Origin of the sequence: Segatella copri (assembly GCF_949820605.1) — a bacterium.
Taxonomy (GTDB): domain Bacteria; phylum Bacteroidota; class Bacteroidia; order Bacteroidales; family Bacteroidaceae; genus Prevotella.
On record NZ_CATKVU010000007.1, the window covers coordinates 335,256 to 355,338 of the forward strand.

Genomic DNA, 20,083 nt, shown 5'->3' on the forward strand with positions numbered 1-20,083 from the left:
AAGAATCCAACAATATGAAAAAGATATTTCGAAATATGGCTTATGCACTGCTCGGTGGACTGATGCTCGGTGCATGTTCAGCAGAAGAATTCTCTGGTGCCAATGGCGAATTGCCTGATATTGTCAATTATGCAGACAAGTTTAATGTTGCTGTTGATCAGGAAACGAATACCGCTAAGTTCTCTTTCGAGGGTGCCAGTGGCGTTACACCGGTTTGGGTAATAGATGGAGCTTATTCTTCAGAATTCAATCTCTCTAAGTACTATCGCAAGAAGGGAACATATAATGTGGAGTGCTTCGTGAAAAACCGTAATGGTATCAGCAAGGAATCTGTTCAGAAGCAGTTTTCTGTCGAAAAGACAAAGATGAATGGTTTCGCAGGTTTCGTAGAGGATAGTGAGTTTAATCTCTTCAAGAGAATTACCTTCCCTGAAAAACCTTCTGCTGGCTATTATGCTCCAGGATGGAGCCAAATTGCTGACCCGGTTTGTAGTTACAGCAAGGGATGCTATACATTGAAGCTCCCTGAGGCAACTACCGAACGTTGGCAAGCTCAGGTTCCTTTCACCAACTTAGGTATCTCTACTTCTGCCGACAAGCACTACGATTTCTCTGTCATCTTGACATCAAACTTGGGTCATGGTGGTGTGAAGGTTAAGCTCTGCCAAACAGACGATGATGATGCTATCTTGATGGATAAAGACATAAAGTTGGAGGCAGGTGAACCAAAATGTCTCTTCGGCTCTGACCTCGACGGTGTGGACATCTCAAACTTGAAGATTGTCTTCGATTTTGGTGGCAACAAAGCTGGCGATGAAATCATGATAGAGAGCCTGGTATTGAAAGATCATGCCAACGATGACGGAACGGAAGTACCAGAGGAAATCAAGGTGCCTTTCGATTACAATACAGCAGGAAATCTTTGGAAGGCTGTGGATGAGGCTCAATCGTTTGTAAATACCAATTGGTTTGGCGATGCAGGTTGGGGAGCTATAGATTGTTCTCCGGTTATCACCCATAAGGGCAGTAAGCATACAATTGTTATCCCAGTTGAAACTCCAGCTGAACAATGGCATGCACAGTGGGCATTAACAGAGGCTCCTATATCTATTAAGATGGGCCAGAAGGTGGATTTCTCTTGCAAGGTTACTACTACAGCTAAGTTGCCTTTAGCAACATTTAAGTTGTGTGACACAGGTAATGATGACAGCTATTTGTTTGCTGATATGTATCAGAACGTTAATGGTGAATATGTGGTTCGTTATGACGATGCGACTATCCAAGGTAGTAAGGCAGGTGATATGGAGAAAGTGAAGCTTGTTATGGACTTCGCTGGCGCGCCTGTTGATGCAGAAATAACTGTCAGCGATATCGTTTTGATTGTGAAATAGGCTTTAGGTTTTATAGGTTTATATAGAATTATACAGGAGCTGCTCCTATAAATAAGTAAGTAGGAGTGGCTCCCTTTCTAAATTTTAAATGACATGAAATTCTTGAAAATATTTTCCTTCCTTCTCTCGCTTATGCTGCTTTCTTGCAGCAGCTCTTCTGACGGCGATGGAGAGGTGACGATATCCTGCTCTCCTACGAGCATCGATGTTCCGGCTAAGGGCGGTACTTATAAAATCATGGTTGTGGCTTCTGAAGGAGGCTGGGAAGCGAGAGCATCCTTCCCTGGAGAAGGTCCTACGGCAAATGTATACCCTTGGTTTAAAGTGAGTGCCAGCGGTAATAACAAAGCTATGGGTATGGTAACTGTAGATGTGGAAGAGAATAAATCGTCTGTAGCTCTTGACGGAAGTGTCGAGATTTCATTAGAGGATAAGAAGGTATCGGTGCCAGTGCATCAGGCTGGAAAACAGGTTACTCCTATTGAAGGGGGCGAAATGGTGATTCCGGAAGGTTACGAACTGGTTTGGAATGATGAGTTTAATGAAGGCTCAGAGTTGAATAGTACCGACTGGCGTCATGAGGTGCAGAAGTCGGGCTGGGTGAATCATGAACTTCAGAATTATGTGAATGGCTCTGCTGATGGCAAACGCGTAACAGAAATTGCAGATAACCGGCTTTACATCAACTGTTTCAAGGGCAGCGACGACAAGATATATTCGGGTCGCGTATATGCTCACGAAACCCAGGGCTGGCTTTACGGTATCTTCGAAGCGCGCATCAAATTGCCTAAGGGTAAGGGCACATGGCCTGCTTTCTGGATGATGCCTTGCAACAATGATTTCGGAGCAAATCCTTGGCCTAAATGTGGCGAGATTGATATTATGGAAGAGGTTGGCGTTAATCCTAACTATACTTCTTCGTCGCTCCATACTGAGAAGTTTAATCACGTGATGGGAACCCAGATTACTAAGGAACGCCAAACTGCGGGTGCTGAAGACGGTTTCCACGTTTATCGCCTGGAGTGGACTCCTGATTATATCAAGACCTACGTGGATGGTAAGGAACTGCTCAATTTCAACAACGACGGTAAAAATGATGTGGGTTCGTGGCCTTTCAATAAACCATTCTATGTTATCCTCAACCTGGCTTGGGGCGGTGACTGGGGCGGCATGAAGGGTGTTGACGAAAGCGCCCTCCCAGTTCAGATGGAAGTGGATTATGTGAGAGTATTCCAGAAAAAATAAGGCTTGATTTTTTTAACTATATAAATAATAAGATCTTAGGAGAAGTAGTATCTGCACTTACTCCTAAGACTTTTTCTTTTGTTCTAATTTCGCTCTTTTTATTGTCTTTTTCTGCTTTTCTTGCTTACAATTTGCTCATTTCGAATAAAAGTTATAATTTTGCAGTTGAATTTCAAAAATCAGGAAAATAGAATGAAACAGAATAATAGTAATTTATTATATCATCTTGTGGCTTTTATCACTGTAGCCATCTGGGGAACCACCTTTGTATCTACCAAGGTACTGATGCTGAACGGGCTTTCACCAGCACAGATCTTTACGCTCCGTTTCAGTATTGCATACATCCTGATGCTGATGGTGAATCATAAGAAGATGTTTGCTGACAGCTGGAAGGATGAGTTTAAGCTGGCTATGCTGGGTATAACCGGCGGTTCGCTCTATTTCCTGAGCGAGAACGAGGCGATGAATTATACCACAACGACCAATACTTCGCTCATCGTATGCTCCTGTCCGCTCTTTGCTACCTTGCTGGTTCGTCTGGTTTATCGCCATTCTTCGCGTATCAACATGATACAGCTGTTGGGCTCTCTGCTTGCTTTTGTAGGTATGATTATCGTGGTGCTGAATGGCAGATTCGTGCTGCATCTGTCGCCTGTAGGCGATGCCTTGGCGTTTACGGCATGTATGTGCTGGGCAGTCTATTCGCTCCTGATGAAATCGGTATCGGGCGATTATGGCGCTGCTTTTATCACCCGCAAGGTATTCTTCTACGGTGTGCTTACCATCTTGCCTTATTATCTTATTATCCCTGGGTGGCCGGCATGGGATGTGTTTATGAAGCCTCAGGTGGTGGGTAATCTCTTGTTCCTGGGCTGTTTGGCCTCCATGATATGTTTCCTTACCTGGAACTGGTGTATCTCTAAGTTGGGTGCCGTGAAAGCTACCAACTGGGTTTATTTCAACCCTATCACCACTATGATTTTCGCCTCTCTGGTATTAGACGAAAAGATTACTCCTTACTTCCTGGCAGGTGCCTGCTGCATTCTGGCAGGTATGTATATCGCGGATAGAAAGACGAAGGCGGAATAAAAAATGACGAAGCATAGCTGTAGTTAGAACTAGCCAATGCTAAGAGCATCATGATGCTCTTTACCATTTTGCTTTTCATTTTTTCCATATTGATTTGTCTTTTTGTGTAATACGAATGAATAGTTGTTATTACTTATATAATATTTATTCAGGTTTTTATTAGGCGTTCCGCCGGATTTACCGTCCGGCGGAGCGTTATGGAGATTTCTTATTCCTCGATGACTGAAACCTGCATAGAAACATCCTCTTTTGGGCGATCGCCACGCAATGTTTCGCAGTTCTGAATCTTTTCTACCACGTCAAGTCCTTCCTCCACTTCACCGAAAACGGTGTATTGGTTATCGAGGAAAGGAGTTCCGCCTACTTCGGTGTAAGCCTTCTGCTGCTCCTCGGTAAACTTAGGATAACCCTGCTCCTTGCAGCGTTTCTTGGTTTCATCCACCAGTTCGTCCTGGAGTTTCATCAGGCCTTCACGGTCGCGGTTGCGGCGGAAGTTCATAATCTCATCATGATGCTCCTTGGCAAGCTGGTTGAAGATGTTCTGCTCCATCTGCATGCCCATCTGCTTCTCCATCTGCTTCAGTTCATTCTGCTTGTAGGTCTTACCCCAAACGATATAAAACTGGCTTCCGCTGCTCTCGCGTTCTGGGTTTACCTCGTCGCCAAGACGGGCTGCGCTCAAGGCACCACGCTTGTGGAAGAGCTGTGGATAAACGAATTCGGCAGGGATGGTATAGTCAGGACCACCTGTGCCCAGCATCTTGCCTTTAGAAGCGCCTTTGCTGTCTGGATCGCCGCCTTGAATCATAAAATCCTTGATGACACGGTGGAAGAGAGTGCCATCGAAATATCCCTCCTTTGCCAACTTCAAGAAGTTGTCACGATGCTGAGGTGTCTCGTCGTAGAGGCGTACCTTGATGTCGCCCTCTGATGTCTTTATCAATACTTTAGCCATAATAATTTATAATCAGTATATTTTATTAATCGGTATATGTCGTAATCAGTATGTTTTTACCTTTTTACTTTTTTACCTTTTTACTTTTCGTAATACTCATTCCACTCCTTCATAGCCTCCTGCCAGTCGGTCTGTTCACCGCTGGCTACGGCTTCCTTCTGTTTCTCTGCCTCATCGCGAGCCTTATCTCGGGCACGTTTTGCCTTCATTGCCTCGATGGTGGCATCGTCGAGAATCTGGATGGCGCCACGCTTGATGGCATCCTGCAGTTCTTCTTCGCCGAAAGCCTTGCCAGGCTCATTGAAGTCAGAGATATTGAATTCATAATCCACGCGAAGGTCGTGGCGTATCATTTTCTGTTGTAAACGGTTGCCTGCGTTCTTGAGGCGCAGCAACTTGCCGATTTCCTTGATTTCTCCTGCTGAGTATTTGTTTCTTCCCATTAATATGATTTGATATTATTATTTTTGCGTGCAAAATTAAGCATAATCCTCGATAAAACCAAGAAAAGTTTCAAGGAATTCACAAAAGAATCCCTTTCTCCCTTTACTTTCTTGCCCTTTTACCTTTTTACTTTTTTACCCTTTTACCTTTAAATCATTTCCATGCCTTCTTCTGGTTCAGTTCTATCAGGCGGTCGAATTCAAAGTCGGCTTTGATTTTATCCAATATTCTCTTTACGATGATATTCATCACGCTTCCTTTGCTGTAGTTGGCTGAGCACATGAAGTTTACCCGTCCCTCCTTGACAAGCTGGCAGGCAGTCTTCTGTTTATCCTCGTTATCATATACAGCAATCGAGTGGCCGCCATGTTCCTTTACCATCTTCATGCAAGGCACATCGGTTTCTCCATCTCCGAAGTATATCATTCGGGGGAAAGGGATAGGTCGCTTCTCGTCGGGGATATACTGGTTCACTCTTCTGTTGTCGCTCACCTGTTTGATACCTTTGTTGATTTTGAAGAGGAATTGCGTTTTGGTAGTATAGTCTACGGCTACGGCTGGCCAATAGGCGATTCCCTCCTTGTTGTAGAGAAAGGAGCAGGCGTAGATGTTCTCAAATTCGTGGGCGATAGGTGTGCCCTCTATCATCTCCTTCAGTCCCGAGGAGTTGATGTAGTGCTTTACGTCCAGTCCGATACTGTTGCCATATTCATTCACGAGCGAAAACCATTGTTTTACGCCGCGGAACAGTTCTACATCCTTGCCGAATTTCTGAAAAGATTCCCGGGTGAGCGAGATATTGTTCTTCTTGGCTTCGTCGAGCATCAGATACATATAGGTCAAAATGCCGTTGGCATCCTTACCCTCTGCAAACTTTCTGTTTTTCTCCCAGAACTCGTCTTTTGTCTTGCCTGTAGCCTGTATGAATCCAAACTCCTGCATGTTACCAGGCGACAGTGTGCCGTCGAAATCATAAACCAGCGCTACCTGTGGTCTCTTCTTTGTCATATCCCGTTCTCCTTTCTTTTATATTTACCCTAAACTATCTATCTATTTCGGGCGATGTTCTTTCTCCCTTAATTTGCAAATATACATAATTTTCAGCGAATTAGCAAACTATTGGGATATAAAAAATCATAATGAAACAAAAAAGGCGTACAAAACTCATTTCTGAGCATTGTACGCCTTTATTATAATATTAATCTGTATTACTTAACCTCTTCGAAGTCAGCGTCTTGTACGTCCTGAGCGCCGTCATTGCCGCCCTGTGCCTGCTGACCGCCCTGAGCCCCCTGAGGACCTGCCTGCTGGCCGCCCTGATACATCTGCTGAGAAGCAGCCTGCATTACGGTGTTCAAGTTGTTGATAGCTGAATCGATAGCTGCAGCATCACCAGCCTTGTGAGCATCCTTCAACTGCTGCAATGCCTGCTCGATACCTGGCTTCTTGTCAGCTGGAATCTTATCACCGTTATCCTTCAGGAAGTTCTCGGTGGTGAAGATCATGCTGTCAGCCTGGTTCATCTTGTCAATCTTCTCGCGCTCAGCCTTATCAGCAGCAGCGTTCTGCTCTGCCTCAGCCTTCATGCGGTTGATCTCGTCCTCGCTCAAGCCAGATGAAGCCTCGATGCGGATGCTCTGCTCCTTACCGGTAGCCTTATCCTTAGCTGATACGTTCAAGATACCGTTGGCATCGATATCGAAGGTAACCTCAATCTGAGGAACACCACGGCGAGCTGGAGCGATACCTGTCAGGTTGAACTGGCCGATACTCTTGTTCTGAGCTGCCATTGGACGCTCACCCTGCAATACGTGGATGGTAACCTCTGTCTGGTTATCAGCTGCTGTAGAGAATACCTCGCTCTTCTTGCAAGGGATAGTTGTATTGGCATCGATGAGCTTAGTCATCACACCACCCATAGTCTCGATACCGAGAGTCAATGGAGTAACGTCGAGCAATACGATGTCACCAACACCTTCTTCCTTGTTCAGGATGGCACCCTGGATAGCTGCACCTACTGCAACAACCTCATCTGGGTTAACACCCTTAGAAGGCTCCTTGCCGAAGTAGTTCTTAACCAAGGTCTGAACGGCTGGGATACGGCTAGAACCACCAACCAGGATAACCTCGTCGATATCTGATGTAGAGAGCTTAGCGTCACGAACGGCATTCTGGCAAGGTACCAAGCAAGCCTGAATCAGGTTGTGAGCCAACTGCTCGAACTGTGCACGGGTCAAAGTCTTAACCAAGTGCTTTGGCATACCGTCAACGGCTGTGATGTATGGCAAGTTGATTTCGGTAGATGTAGAGCTTGACAACTCAATCTTAGCCTTCTCAGCTGCCTCCTTTAAACGCTGCATAGCCATAGGGTCCTTGCGGAGATCTACGCCTTCTTCAGCCTTGAAGCCATCAGCCAACCAGTTGATGATTACCTGGTCGAAGTCATCACCACCCAGGTGAGTATCACCATTGGTAGAAAGTACCTCGAATACGCCGCCACCGAACTCCAGGATAGAGATATCGAATGTACCACCACCCAAGTCGAATACGGCAATCTTCATATCCTTGTTAGCCTTGTCTACACCGTAAGCCAAAGCTGCGGCTGTAGGCTCATTTACGATACGCTGAACGTTCAAACCTGCAATCTGACCAGCCTCCTTTGTAGCCTGACGCTGTGAGTCAGAGAAGTAAGCAGGAACTGTGATGACAGCATCTGTAACCTCCTGTCCGAGATAATCCTCTGCAGTCTTCTTCATCTTCTGGAGAACCATTGCAGAAATCTCCTGTGGAGTATATTTACGACCCTCGATTTCAACACGTGGATAACCACCCTCGTTTACTACTGTGTAAGGCATTGCCTCAGCCTCTTTCTGGCTCTGAGCGTATGTCTCACCCATGAAACGCTTGATAGAATATACTGTGTTCTTAGGGTTTGTGATGGCCTGACGCTTAGCAGGATCACCTACCTTGCGGTCACCATCCTTAACGAAACCTACTACTGATGGAGTAGTACGCTTACCTTCACTGTTAGCGATTACAACTGGTTCGCTACCTTCGAAAACGGCAACACAACTGTTTGTGGTACCCAAGTCAATTCCAATTACTTTTCCCATAATTATATCTTTTTTTATTTTTATCGTTATTAATATGTTATTTATCTCATGAACTGCTAGCTAATGGAAGTCTGCCGAAGATATGCATCTGTCGGGAACCTCTCTATTCAGCGTTCACGCTTTTCGTCATAACAAAGCATGTGCCAAGGGATTGTAAAATTTAAAGTGGCTGACAAGGTGTCAGATAATGCTGACAAAATAAAAGGAATCAAGATATGGGAGGCGATAAAATGTCGCATTCTCCCTATCTTGATTCCTGTAATATGATTGAGAAATCTTTCTTTTCAGATAAAGCTCCTATACATAATAAGGTGTGAAACCTTATCTGGCTTTATTTCTGTTCCTTAGCAGCAAGTGCTTCGCGAACCTTAGCTTCCAGTTCATCGAGAAGTTCTGGGTTATCCTTGAGCAATGCCTTGCAGGCATCGGCACCCTGTCCGAGTTTAGAACCGCCATAGCTATACCAGCTGCCGCTCTTTTCGATGATATCGTTGGCTACAGCCAGACCGAATACCTCGCCGGCCCGGCTGATGCCTTCGCCAAACATGATGTCGAACTCTGCCTTGCGGAAAGGAGGAGCCACCTTGTTCTTTACTACCTTCACGCGAACCAGATTACCTACTACCTCATCGCCGTCCTTGATGGCTGTTGCCTTGCGGATATCCAAACGCACTGATGCATAGAACTTCAATGCATTACCACCGGTGGTTGTCTCTGGGTTACCGAACATTACACCAATCTTTTCGCGCAACTGGTTGATGAAGATGCAGGTAGTGTTGGTCTTGCTGATGGTAGAAGTGAGCTTGCGGAGAGCCTGACTCATCAATCGAGCCTGAAGACCTACCACATTGTCACCCATATCGCCTTCGATTTCCTTCTTAGGAGTCAAGGCGGCAACAGAGTCAACAACTACGATGTCTACAGCAGCAGAACTGATCAGCTGGTCTGCAATCTGCAATGCCTGCTCACCATTATCTGGTTGTGAAATCCACAAGTTATCAACATCAACGCCCAATTTAGCCGCATAGAAACGGTCGAAAGCGTGCTCTGCATCAATGAAAGCAGCGATACCGCCAGCCTTCTGAGCCTCTGCGATGGCATGGATAGCCAATGTTGTCTTACCAGAAGATTCCGGACCGTAAATTTCGATGATACGTCCCTTAGGATAACCGCCTACGCCCAGTGCATTGTCGAGAGCGATACTGCCTGTAGGGATAACTTCGATATTCTCAACGTGCTCATCGCCGAGTTTCATGATAGAGCCCTTACCGAAGTCCTTTTCTATCTTAGCCATGGCTGCCTGAAGAGCTTTCAGCTTGCCTTCATTGGGATTCAATTTTCCCTCTTGCATTTCTTTTGCCATATTCTTATTTTATTTAAAGTTTAGTCGATTTCCAAATCGCCATCAAACACCTCGTGCCATGGCAATCCCTGCTTGTTCAACTGCTCCATGAATGGATCTGGGTCGAACTCCTCTACGTTCCATACGCCTGGCTTCTTCCAGATGCCCTTGAGGAACATCATTGCACCAATCATGGCTGGCACACCGGTGGTGTAGCTTACGCCCTGCATACCGGTTTCGTTGTAAGCCTCCTGGTGCTTGCAGTTGTTATAAACGTAGTAGGTGCGCTCCTTGCCATCCTTCTTACCGCGGATGCGGCAACCGATAGATGTTTCGCCGTCATAGTTCTCGCCGAGATCCTGTGGGTTAGGCAATACGGCTTTGAGGAACTGCAGAGGAACAATCTTCACCTTGGCAGTCTTGCCTGAACCGTCTGCCAAAGGAGCCTCGTATTCGATTTCGTCGATGCGGCTCATGCCGAGGTTCTGGATGCAGTCGAGGTAGGTGAGATACTGTTGACCGAAGGTCATCCAGAAGCGTGCCTCCTTGATGGTGGGGTAGTTCTTCACCAGACTCTCCAACTCCTCGTGGTGCATCAGATAGCTCTCGCGAGGGCCGATGTTAGGGTAGGTGAGAGGCTTGTGGATAGAGAGTGGGTCGGTTTCAATCCATTCGCCATCCTTATACCAGAGTCCCTTCTGGGTAATCTCGCGGATATTGATTTCTGGGTTGAAGTTGGTTGCGAAAGCCTTGTGATGGTTTCCGGCGTTGCAATCCACGATGTCGAGCACCTCAATCTCATCGAAGTGATGCTTGGCTGCATAAGCGGTAAAGATGCCTGATACACCTGGGTCGAAACCGCAGCCGAGGATAGCGCAGAGACCAGCCTGTTCGAACTTATCCTTGTATGCCCACTGCCATGAGTACTCGAAGTGAGCCTCGTCCTTAGGCTCATAGTTAGCGGTATCCATGTAGTTGCAGCCGCAAGCCAGACAGGCATCCATGATAGTGAGATCCTGGTAAGGCAAAGCTAGGTTGATGACAAGCTCAGGCTTGTAGCTATTGAAGAGAGCCTTCAACTGCTCAACGTCGTCGGCATCCACCTCAGCTGTCTGAATATCCATCTTGTAGCCCTTGGCATGGATATCCTTAACCAGCTTATCGCATTTTTCCTTGCGACGGCTAGCAATCATAAACTCGGTGAAAACGTCCTGGTTCTGGACGATCTTGAAGGCAGCCACGGTAGCCACGCCACCTGCGCCAATCATAAGTACTCTACTCATTTTTTATCTTTAATGTTAAGTGTTTAATGTTTACTTTATCTCATTTGCCGAAATCCCCAGGGCATTCATGAGCGAATAACCGAGAATCTCCTGTCTGAAGTTGCCGCCTGGCATGGGCTGCATGGCAAAGAGGGTGATGCGCTTGTCATCGTCATCTACCTTGCGGAGTATCTCGCGGAGTCGGTCGTAAGCATCTCCATCCTCAGAATTTGGGATTACCATCACTCGCTTCACCTCCTTGGCGTTGCATACGGTGCGTGCCACATCTATGAGGAAGTCATCCTTGCCTACCATCTTCTCCTCTGTAGGATAAGAAGAGATGATGAACTCTCCGAGCTTATCATCCTTGAAAGCCTGAGCGTTCAGATCCTTCTCATAGTTGGCAGGGCGGAAGTTCTTCATCGCCATCGACTGCTTGTCGTGGATAAGCACAACCTGTGTCTCGTGCTCGCCCTCTCTCAGACCTCCGTCAAGGGCAATGCAGACTGCCCATTGTGCCATATCGGCTGGTTGGATGCGACGGTTAATCATTCGTTCGAAGTTGACTATCAGGTCGAATGCCACTCGGTCGATATAGTCGGCGTCAGCGATGATTACATTCTCGCTCCATTTTATATTGTTTGTATCTAATGTATTCATTGGTGCAAAAATTAAGCAAACGAGCATGATGAAAGCTTGCTTTCAAATTGTCGAATGCAGATTATTTCTGCAAATTTACGAATAAATTTCGTAATTAAGGCATTTTGGAAATATAAAATAATAAAAAAGATAGTATTTTCATCGTTTCTTCATTTGATGGAATACTATCTTCAGTATTTTATGTGATAATCCGGGCTCTTCTTCTTTCCATTCTCCGGTCTTCTTTCTCGGCAATCCGGGCTCTTCTTCTTTCTGTTCTCCGAAGTCTTTTATGCGATAATCTTCGCCAGATAATGTCCGGCAAGAACGGCGATAAGTCCCAGCGCCAGACTTCCGAAGAGATAGAGCATCATATAGACATAATTCTCTTCCTTCATCAGTCCTGCCCCCTCGTTCATAAAGGTAGAGAAGGTAGTGAATCCTCCGCAGAATCCCGTGGTGAGCAGCAGTTTGGCAGATGGCGACATCCATCCCCCTTCCCGCCAGTTCAATCCCGAGAGGAACCCAATGATGAGGCATCCCGCCACATTCACCGCCATCGTTCCGAACGGAAAGGCAATCACCGTGCAGGATTGTACCAACTTTGAAATCCAATATCTCATGCCGCCCCCGAAGAAGCTGCCAATGCTTACTATCAATATTTCTTTCATCTCCTTATATAATATATGTATAATAATTTGGTGCAAAAGTACGGGTTTTATTTCTACTGACAAAAATATTTTTGGAAAAAAGATAATCCTTTTCTTAATTTTTCCCTCTATTCTTTCTTTTAAGGGATAAATAGAAGCAGGGAATAGTTCTTCTTGCTTATAAAATTATGTTGAACAATTTAAAATAAATAGGAGAAACAAGTTATGAAACGAGTATTCAATCTTTTGGTAGTAGATGAGAGTGGCAGCATGAGTATTATCGAGCGCCAGGCACTGGTGAGCATCAACGAGACCTTGACCACGATTCAGAAAATGCAGAAGACGCATAAGGATATGGAGCAGCGTGTTACGCTCATCACCTTCGACAGCACCCACAAGAATCTGTTCTATGATAATGTGTCTGCTCATCATATTAAGCCTTTGAAATCAAGGGATTACAACCCATGTGGCGGCACCCCTCTTTACGATGCCATCGGCATCGCTAAGATTAACGCCTTGACCACCGAGGATGACAGCGTATTGGTAACCATCATTACAGATGGTGAGGAGAATTGCAGCGAGGAGTATGATCTGAAGATGATCAAGAACCTCATAGAGAAGCTGAAGAAGCAGAACTGGACCTTTACCTTCATCGGTACCGATGATCTTGATGTAGAGAGCATTGCTCATGGTATGGGCATCGACAATCATCTGCAGTTTTCAGAAGATGAGGCTGGCACCAAGGCGATGTTTGCCAGAGAAAACAGAGCCCGATAGCGCTACAACAAGTGCCGTGCGATGGATTGCAAGATGGAAGCAGGCAGTTACTTTGAGGAGAAATAAAGGAAGTCAGTATAAGCAGAGAATAACTTGCAAGCGAGTAAACTAAATTATAATATGAGGGGTGTGTCATAAGGCAATGGCGCACCCTTTTTGTTTTTGCAACAGATGGAATATTGAAAAGGATTAGTGTTTTTCTATCTGCTGTATTATAATTGTTTTTCTTTCAAGAATTGCCATATTGCCATACTGCTCTATAACTGTTTGATTATAAGGATATATTGGTATGACAATAGCTTTTTGAATTGCCATAATCTGCCATATCTTGCCATAAAATCAGCGAAATATAGGTGTTTTAGAGGAATTTTGGGGCAAAAAATAAGAAAGCATTGAACAAAAAGACCTTTTCCCCGGTACAATGCTGGGCGTTTTCAATCGCTTTTTTGCAATTTTGACAGACGACGTAGAAGAAATTACGTCCCGACGTAGCATCTGATACGTCCCGACGTAATAATGGATACGTCCCGACGTACTGTCTGCTACATCCCGACGCAGTTTCCAAGATGTTCTGCCTACTCTCAAGTAAGTTCTTAATCAGGCATGACGTAATTTTAGTCCTCATAATTAGGCTTATTGAAATTCTAGTTCTTATTGGGATTCATTTACATGTAATATCGACTTTATAGCCCGCCAGCATCGCAGACACTTTTATTGGGACCACAATTTCTGATAAGCAGTATCAAAATGATTAACTGTCTGGAGAAGGTTGTAGATAGGGTTGATTTAGCAGAATGAGTTGGTTCTACTGGATGACGGAGTCGGCTCGATGGGGTGATGGAGTCAACTCTATAGGTTGATGCAAGCGCCTTCGTGAGTTGAAAGACATTACTCCTCGGGTTCCAGAAGATACCTTCTCAGCAGTTGTCACTAGGCTCAGCATGTTTGCCGAGCCTAGTCGGCAGGTCTGCTGACTGCAGTCAGCAGCTTTGCTGAGCCTAGTGGCAACACTTTATTCTAGCCGATATTTCTCTCATATCATCCGGAAGATAAGAGAATGCCTTCTCTTTCATTTCTTGCGGAATACCGAATCGGGCTTCGGCGATGGAGCCGACGATGGCTCCGATGGTATCGCTATCGCCGCCATGAGATATGGCTAGGCGGATGGCATCCTCGAAGGATGAGGCTTGCGAGAGGAGATAGAAAGATAATGGCACGGCATCCATGCAGGTTTCATCGAACTTGCCTTTCGGATAATCTCGGGTATCGAAATCCTCGTAATAGCTGCGGGCGATATCCTTGAAGGCTTTCATTGCCTTATCATCAGATTCTTTAGAATTCTTATCTTTACACTCCTTAGATTCTTCTGAGAATCTGCTCTTGCGGAAATGCCAGATGGCATGAGCTACGGCTTTGGCTCCCTTGATTCCTTCGGGATGGTTATGAGTAGGAAGAGCCGTTTTCTCTGCCTCTTCCAAAACCTGCGACAGGTCATCGAATAGCCAAGCCACCGGTGATACTCGCATTGCCGAACCATTGCCAAAACTATTATATGGCTGCGGATCAAGAGAACGAATCCACCCCGCGAATCTTCCGCCATACGCTCCTTTCGGGGAAGGATAGCGGCGGCACCAATCCAGCAGGCTTTCCTGATAGCTTCGTCCGTTCAATATCGCATCGGCTATCGCTACCGTACAGATGGTATCATCGGTGAAGTCGCATCCTTCGCCGAACATCTCGAAATCATAATCAAACGTATTGTTGAACTCATATTTTGAGCCAGCAATATCTCCTATTATTGCTCCTAACATAAGCTACTAATTCTCTATAACTTTATTTTATCACCTCCCAGAAACTCTCCGGCAGGCTGATGTTCTTCATCTCCTTTGCCTTCTCGAACAATGGGGCGATGTCTTCGGCTTCGAAGCCGGCGATGCCGCAACCTATTGGGGTTACCAGGAAATGCTTCTCGGGATGTCGCTTGGCATAGGCGATGAATCTATCCACGTATGGACGGATGGTTTCTACGCCGCCCTGCATCGTAGGGATGGCATAACTCTGGCCTTGCAAGCCTACACCCTTGCCCATGACGGCACCGAAATGCAGGCGGGCAATGCGGGCTGCTCCACCACCATGCATGCCAGCCAGATTGCTGCCAAACACAAAAATCTCGTTCTCCTTCAATGAATCAATCCAGCTAGGAGTGATTCTTCCCTTCTTCATATCTTCCATATTCTTCTTATTATTATTAAATATGTTATTGCTATTATCAGTCGCTTCCTCGCAGCGCATGCATTCGGACATCATTTCTTCTCATGGGCATATCTTCTCTACAGTTTCCTGCTTGTTCTCCCAAGCCAGAATCAGACCGATGACGCCAGCATAGCTCTTTCTGCCGCCTTCTACATGGTTGCCTCTCAGATAGAGTTCGAAGAAGAAATCCTGGGCAGCATCCAGTGCCTTGCATCTTTTGCCCTGCCAGTATTGGCGGTCGCTTTTCAGCAGCCTGATTATCTCAGGACGGATATGTTTCAGGTATTTCTCACCTTCCTTTTCGCCGAGAATGTCGAATACATTATATAATACATGGGGCAGAATGTGGTAATATCCGCTGAATTTCACCGCCTTATCCTGTGATGCCGTACAGACGAGATAACTGTAGAAATTTGCCTCTCCTTCGTTAGCAATGCCCAGAAAATGAGCAAACTCATGGGCATAGGTAGCAGGATAATCGTGTGCAAGAATATCGCCGTTCAGCGTAAATTCGCAGAAGAATGGTCCCATGCTGCCGGTTACACCCGACATCGAACTGAGGGGCGTAAACACCATCGTCTTGGCATGCGGATGCTGGTTGAAAGGCGGATTGATGCCCTCCCGATAGCCTATCTTGTTATATTCTTTCAGAACCGCATCCCGCACCCGATTCTTCAGTTTATCATCCACAATATAATTGATTTTTTCACTCTTCCCTCTCCGTTCTTCACTCAAAAGGTTGAGGCTGTCGGCATACTGGTAGGCAAATTTCCGGAACTTCTCTTCCGAAACCTCAGCAGGCTGCATGCCTACTCTATAATAGATAACGGGTTGCGAATAGTTCAGTCCCCAAGCTGCATAAAACCATACATATACCCACAGCAGATATTCAATTACCCTCCCGAAGACCACCTTTTTCTTCGGATAGCCGCCGCTCTTGGCAGCAAGAAAGATAAACCGACGGGCGAGTTTCTTCCGTAATCCCATCTCGTAGATAGGATAGAGGACGACCCAGGCGATGCTGAGAGCTATGAAAATATCGCCCACGGCAAAAGGAAAGATGCCTGAGATGGGTGAAAGAAGGGTGCCGATAACGGGATAAACACGGTAGGTGAAGATGACTCCCCAGAGAGGAATCATCTTGGTAAGGGTGACGAGGATGAGCAACAGCAGCAGTACCCAGTGGCGCCACTTCATTCTGTCGAGTCGTAAAGTATGTAATATCTTCATCTTGTTTCTTGTTTTTTATCTTGCATGGCTCTTGAACAGAGCTGTTTTTTTTGCACTTTTTGCCCCTGATGTGCAGAGATGGTGCAAAAATACAAAAGTTTTCTGAAATATTGACATCAGAAATCTGTTTTTTTAGTAATTTTGCCATATTAAAAGTTGAACTTAATAAATAGAGGAGGAGTTATCATGAAACAGACACTGGAATCATTCGAGGCTATGAACCTTGAATATGAGAACCTCTATAATGAGGACGATGAACGTAGAGAATATAATTCTGTCTGGTACAGCTAGTTACAATGTATTATAAAAAGGCTGTAACAGGTGAATTAAATTAGTGTTACATATAAAAAAGATCGTTAGGATAATAAAAGGCTATGCCATAGTTGCTAAAGAAATGATGTAACATAGGCATAGTCTTTTTTTATGTCCTTTCTTTGCTGGCTGTTCTTTCCTGCATTTCTATTTTTCGAAGTGCTGGTAATCTTTGCTGTGTTTCCAGTCACCTCCCCATCTGAATCCTTTTGCCTTGAAAAGCCGGTAGCAGAGGTCGCCTTTCTTTATCATATAAGCGTGGTTCTTGCTGCGGTCCAGATAGGGGCGGGCGGTGGCAGGTTCCACCACTTCCTTGCCGTTCTTCAGTCGTTTGTGGTAAGGATTGTAGAGGGTGTTGATGTCTACGGCTAGTCCCCTTCCGTGCTTCGATACCGTATGGGTATGTGAGATGAAGCGGAAGTTGAAGCTGGAGGAGTTGTTGGCTCTCATCGCCCTTTCGTCGTCGGCATCCCAGTAGTCAATGAGTCTCATCCGCTCTATCGGATATTTCGCCTCGTAGAGCTTTTTCAGAATATCGAGCACATCTGTGGCTATCGCCCTGTTCACCACCATTTCTCCTACGATGTTTCTGCCGTCCTTGTCTACGTGCAGGCATCTTATGTATCTCAGTTCGCTTCTTGCCACGGTACAGTTCTTCTTGTATGTCTTGCCCTGCATCAGGCGGAAGATATCATCAGGAATAGTGGAGATGGAGAAGAAATGCTTCTCGCCCAGTTTCCTGATGGTTTGAGAACTGACGGTTTCTCCAGGCTGCTGTGCCTTGGATGGGAGGCAGAAAAGTCCGGAAATAAACAGGCATATCATCAATATATTTTTTGCTTTCATCACGTTTCTCCTTATTTTGCTACGGGTATATAATGCGAATCCTTGATTTCACCAATCACGATGATGCTGTGCAGACTTCCTATGCAGTCGATGTTTCCCAGCGTGTTGAGCATAAAGTCCTGATAGGCTTTCATATCCCGGGCATATACCTTGATCTGGAAGTCATAATCGCCGGTGGTGTTGTAGCACTCCGTTATCTGGTCGATGGTCTGCACGGTATCCATGAATTGCTGAATCAAATCGTGGGTGTGCTGCTTGAGCCGGATATTGCAGAGCACGATTACGTTGTGTCCCATCTTGTGATGGTCTACGATGGCTCCATATCGCTGGATGTATCCCTCGCGTTCCAGCCGCTTCTGTCGCTCGAAGGTGGGAGAAGGGGAGAGGTGTACTCTTGCAGCAAGCTCCTTGACGGTGAGTCGGGAATTCTGCTGCAGTAACTTCAGTATTCTGATGTCTGTTTCATCAAGTTTTTCTTCTGTTGTCATTGTTTCTTTATTTCTGTTTTTATTGATTCTTACAGAATAATATTCTGCTGATTTGCTTAATTCGCTGCAAAGATAGTATATTTTTCTGAATTACGGAGAATATTTGGCAAATAAAATTCTTCTTCTTACCTTTGCACCCGCAATTCCGGATGCAAAGAGCCGTTTGTCAATAAGATAATGGCAAATTAAGAGTCATTCATCATTTAAAAATATAGGAGATAAAATAATGAGCAACGTAAGAAATATACATTTTGAGGCAGTGGGCAGCTATTTGCGCCCTGCAGAGTTGAAGGAAGCGAGAGCTAAGTTTGCTGATGGACAGATTTCAGCCACCGACCTTCGCACCGTAGAAGACCGTCTGATTACAGAGGTCGTCAAGCAGCAGAAGGCGCATCACCTGCCTTATATCACCGATGGTGAGTTCCGCCGCAGCTATTGGCATCTCGATTTTATGTGGGGATTCAATGGCGTGGAGCATATCGAACTGGAGCATGGTTACCAGTTTCATGGCGAGGAGACAACCAAGGGTTCTATCCAACTGACTGGCAAGATTACCGGCGAGAATCATCCTTTTATCAGGGATTTCCTCTTTGTAAAGCAGTTTGAGGAGAAGGATGCCGAGGGTGAGTATATCTTCGAGGCAAAGCAGACGGTTCCGGCACCTGCACAGTTTCTTGCCGAACTGTTCCGTGGCAAGAATGCCGAGAATACCCGCAAGTTCTATCCTAACACTACCCAGCTGATTGAGGATATTGCTCAGGCTTATCGCACCTTCTTCCAGGAGATTTATGCAGCCGGTTGCCGTACCGTCCAGCAGGATGACTGCACCTGGGGAATGATTGTGGATAGCGATTACTGGAAGGCTAAGGTGGGTACAGGATTTACCCTTGAGCAGGAAGCCCTGCAATATCTGAAGGTGAACAACCTTGCCATCGAGGGCAAACCGGATGGGTTGACCATCAACACCCACGTATGCCGTGGCAATTATCATTCCTGCTATGCCACCAAGGGTGCCTACGATGCCGTGGCTCCTTATCTCTTTGCTCATGAGGAGGTAGATACCTTCTATCTGGAGTATGATGACGAGCGTTCGGGTGGTTTTGAGCCGTTGAAGTATGTGGCTGATGGCAAGAAGGTGGTTCTGGGTCTGGTAACCTCCAAATCTCCGGTGTTGGAAGATAAGGCTACGGTTATCGACCGCATCCACGAAGCAGCCAGGTATATTCCTCTCAATCGCTTAAGCCTCAGCCCTCAATGCGGTTTCGCCTCTTGCGAGATTGGCAATAAACTGACCGATGCTGAGCAGTGGGCAAAGATAGATCTGGTGAGAGAGATTTCTGAAGAAGTTTGGGGATAATGATATATTCAAGGAGAAGATGTACCGTCTGTCATGGCTGCACATCTTCTCTTTTTTTATTTACTTTTTATCAAAAATGTTTGGTGTTTTCATGAATTACTAGTAACTTTGCACCCCGAAAATTAAATACATCATTCATTAAGATTATCAGAGAAGATGGAATATATGTCTCAGGAAGGCTACGATGAGCTCGTGGCCGAACTTCAACACATGGTTAACGTAGAGTTGCCAGCCGTTCGCGATGCGATAGCTGAGGCCCGCGATAAGGGCGACCTCAGTGAAAATTTCGAGTATCATGCTGCCAAGCGTGAGCAGGGCAAGCTGTTGAGCCGCATCAGCTTCAAGCAGAAGGTCTTGGAGAATGCCCGTGTCATCGACAAGTCTCGATTGAAGAGCGATACCGTTGGCTTGTTGAGCAAGATTAAGATTACCAATCTCGCCAACAAGTGCAGCATGAATTATACCATAGTAAATCCTCACGAGGCAGATCTCCATAGTGGCAAGATTTCCATCAAGTCGCCTATCGCCAAGGCCCTTCTGGGTAAGAAGGCTGGTGAAGAGGTAATGGTAAAGGTGCCAGCCGGCTTGCTCAAATTTCGCCTGGATAGCGTGGAGTTATAATGTATTCTTTAAAAGGAAAACTCCCGATAATTTGAAGTTGTTCAAATTATCGGGAGTTTCTCTTTTTAT

At 45.7% G+C, this 20,083-nt stretch carries 20 protein-coding genes; 6 read left to right on the forward strand and 14 right to left on the reverse strand.

Annotated elements, in window-relative coordinates; all coding sequences use genetic code 11:
• The first annotated feature begins 14 nt into the window (after positions 1 to 14).
• From RCO84_RS15935 to RCO84_RS15945, 3 genes are all read left to right on the forward strand, one after another.
• A complete protein-coding gene (locus RCO84_RS15935) occupies positions 15 to 1,391 on the forward strand; it encodes a hypothetical protein (RefSeq protein ID WP_144151257.1) in 1,377 nt (458 codons plus the stop codon).
• Between the two features lie 93 nt (positions 1,392 to 1,484).
• The gene (locus RCO84_RS15940) at positions 1,485 to 2,636 is read left to right on the forward strand and encodes a family 16 glycosylhydrolase (protein ID WP_144151258.1); all 1,152 of its coding nucleotides are present in this window, start codon (positions 1,485 to 1,487) and stop codon (positions 2,634 to 2,636) included.
• 192 nt (positions 2,637 to 2,828) lie between these two features.
• Complete coding sequence (locus tag RCO84_RS15945; RefSeq protein WP_317585663.1) at positions 2,829 to 3,725, forward strand: DMT family transporter; 897 nt, start codon at positions 2,829 to 2,831, stop codon at positions 3,723 to 3,725.
• Positions 3,726 to 3,933: 208 nt separating this feature from the next.
• Here the strand turns inward: RCO84_RS15945 and RCO84_RS15950 are convergent, their stop codons facing one another.
• The 8 genes from RCO84_RS15950 to crcB form a co-directional block, all read right to left on the reverse strand.
• Positions 3,934 to 4,680 carry a peptidylprolyl isomerase gene (locus RCO84_RS15950; RefSeq protein ID WP_373690167.1) on the reverse strand — a complete coding sequence of 249 codons (747 nt, stop codon included), beginning with the start codon at positions 4,678 to 4,680 and terminating at the stop codon, positions 3,934 to 3,936.
• An 80-nt stretch (positions 4,681 to 4,760) separates the two neighbouring features.
• Positions 4,761 to 5,123 carry a hypothetical protein gene (locus RCO84_RS15955; RefSeq protein WP_144151262.1) on the reverse strand — a complete coding sequence of 121 codons (363 nt, stop codon included), beginning with the start codon at positions 5,121 to 5,123 and terminating at the stop codon, positions 4,761 to 4,763.
• A gap of 154 nt (positions 5,124 to 5,277) precedes the next feature.
• Positions 5,278 to 6,132: an HAD family hydrolase gene (locus RCO84_RS15960; RefSeq protein WP_118154840.1), complete on the reverse strand. Its 855-nt coding sequence runs from the start codon at positions 6,130 to 6,132 to the stop codon at positions 5,278 to 5,280.
• Positions 6,133 to 6,332: 200 nt separating this feature from the next.
• Positions 6,333 to 8,237 carry a molecular chaperone DnaK gene (gene dnaK, locus RCO84_RS15965; RefSeq protein WP_117586402.1) on the reverse strand — a complete coding sequence of 635 codons (1,905 nt, stop codon included), beginning with the start codon at positions 8,235 to 8,237 and terminating at the stop codon, positions 6,333 to 6,335.
• Positions 8,238 to 8,568: 331 nt separating this feature from the next.
• Positions 8,569 to 9,600: a recombinase RecA gene (recA, locus tag RCO84_RS15970; RefSeq protein ID WP_022120294.1), complete on the reverse strand. Its 1,032-nt coding sequence runs from the start codon at positions 9,598 to 9,600 to the stop codon at positions 8,569 to 8,571.
• 20 nt (positions 9,601 to 9,620) lie between these two features.
• Positions 9,621 to 10,862, reverse strand: coding sequence for a saccharopine dehydrogenase family protein (locus tag RCO84_RS15975; RefSeq protein ID WP_006848470.1), 1,242 nt, complete (start codon positions 10,860 to 10,862; stop codon positions 9,621 to 9,623).
• A 30-nt stretch (positions 10,863 to 10,892) separates the two neighbouring features.
• On the reverse strand, positions 10,893 to 11,501 hold the full coding sequence (locus RCO84_RS15980) for a DUF6621 family protein (protein ID WP_119229780.1): 609 nt from the start codon (positions 11,499 to 11,501) through the stop codon (positions 10,893 to 10,895).
• A 269-nt stretch (positions 11,502 to 11,770) separates the two neighbouring features.
• Positions 11,771 to 12,151, reverse strand: coding sequence for a fluoride efflux transporter CrcB (gene crcB, locus RCO84_RS15985; RefSeq protein WP_317585666.1), 381 nt, complete (start codon positions 12,149 to 12,151; stop codon positions 11,771 to 11,773).
• Positions 12,152 to 12,355: 204 nt separating this feature from the next.
• Between crcB and RCO84_RS15990 the strand changes: the two genes are divergently transcribed.
• Positions 12,356 to 12,907, forward strand: coding sequence for a vWA domain-containing protein (locus RCO84_RS15990; protein ID WP_317585668.1), 552 nt, complete (start codon positions 12,356 to 12,358; stop codon positions 12,905 to 12,907).
• Between the two features lie 189 nt (positions 12,908 to 13,096).
• Here the strand turns inward: RCO84_RS15990 and RCO84_RS15995 are convergent, their stop codons facing one another.
• From RCO84_RS15995 to RCO84_RS16020, 6 genes are all read right to left on the reverse strand, one after another.
• Positions 13,097 to 13,222, reverse strand: coding sequence for a hypothetical protein (locus RCO84_RS15995; RefSeq protein ID WP_317585669.1), 126 nt, complete (start codon positions 13,220 to 13,222; stop codon positions 13,097 to 13,099).
• Positions 13,223 to 13,905: 683 nt separating this feature from the next.
• Positions 13,906 to 14,718 carry an ADP-ribosylglycohydrolase family protein gene (locus tag RCO84_RS16000; protein WP_317585671.1) on the reverse strand — a complete coding sequence of 271 codons (813 nt, stop codon included), beginning with the start codon at positions 14,716 to 14,718 and terminating at the stop codon, positions 13,906 to 13,908.
• A gap of 22 nt (positions 14,719 to 14,740) precedes the next feature.
• Positions 14,741 to 15,139, reverse strand: coding sequence for an A1S_2505 family phage non-structural protein (locus tag RCO84_RS16005; protein WP_317585673.1), 399 nt, complete (start codon positions 15,137 to 15,139; stop codon positions 14,741 to 14,743).
• 81 nt (positions 15,140 to 15,220) lie between these two features.
• Complete coding sequence (locus tag RCO84_RS16010; protein ID WP_317585675.1) at positions 15,221 to 16,390, reverse strand: DUF3810 domain-containing protein; 1,170 nt, start codon at positions 16,388 to 16,390, stop codon at positions 15,221 to 15,223.
• Positions 16,391 to 16,849: 459 nt separating this feature from the next.
• Positions 16,850 to 17,548, reverse strand: coding sequence for a M15 family metallopeptidase (locus RCO84_RS16015; RefSeq protein ID WP_287577541.1), 699 nt, complete (start codon positions 17,546 to 17,548; stop codon positions 16,850 to 16,852).
• An 11-nt stretch (positions 17,549 to 17,559) separates the two neighbouring features.
• A complete protein-coding gene (locus RCO84_RS16020) occupies positions 17,560 to 18,036 on the reverse strand; it encodes an Lrp/AsnC family transcriptional regulator (RefSeq protein ID WP_118190291.1) in 477 nt (158 codons plus the stop codon).
• A 226-nt stretch (positions 18,037 to 18,262) separates the two neighbouring features.
• Here RCO84_RS16020 and RCO84_RS16025 point away from each other — a divergent pair, with 226 nt between their 5' ends.
• Complete coding sequence (locus RCO84_RS16025; protein ID WP_317585681.1) at positions 18,263 to 19,393, forward strand: 5-methyltetrahydropteroyltriglutamate--homocysteine S-methyltransferase; 1,131 nt, start codon at positions 18,263 to 18,265, stop codon at positions 19,391 to 19,393.
• Positions 19,394 to 19,549: 156 nt separating this feature from the next.
• Positions 19,550 to 20,014: a transcription elongation factor GreA gene (gene greA / locus RCO84_RS16030; RefSeq protein ID WP_006848453.1), complete on the forward strand. Its 465-nt coding sequence runs from the start codon at positions 19,550 to 19,552 to the stop codon at positions 20,012 to 20,014.
• The last annotated feature ends 69 nt before the right edge of the window (positions 20,015 to 20,083 follow it).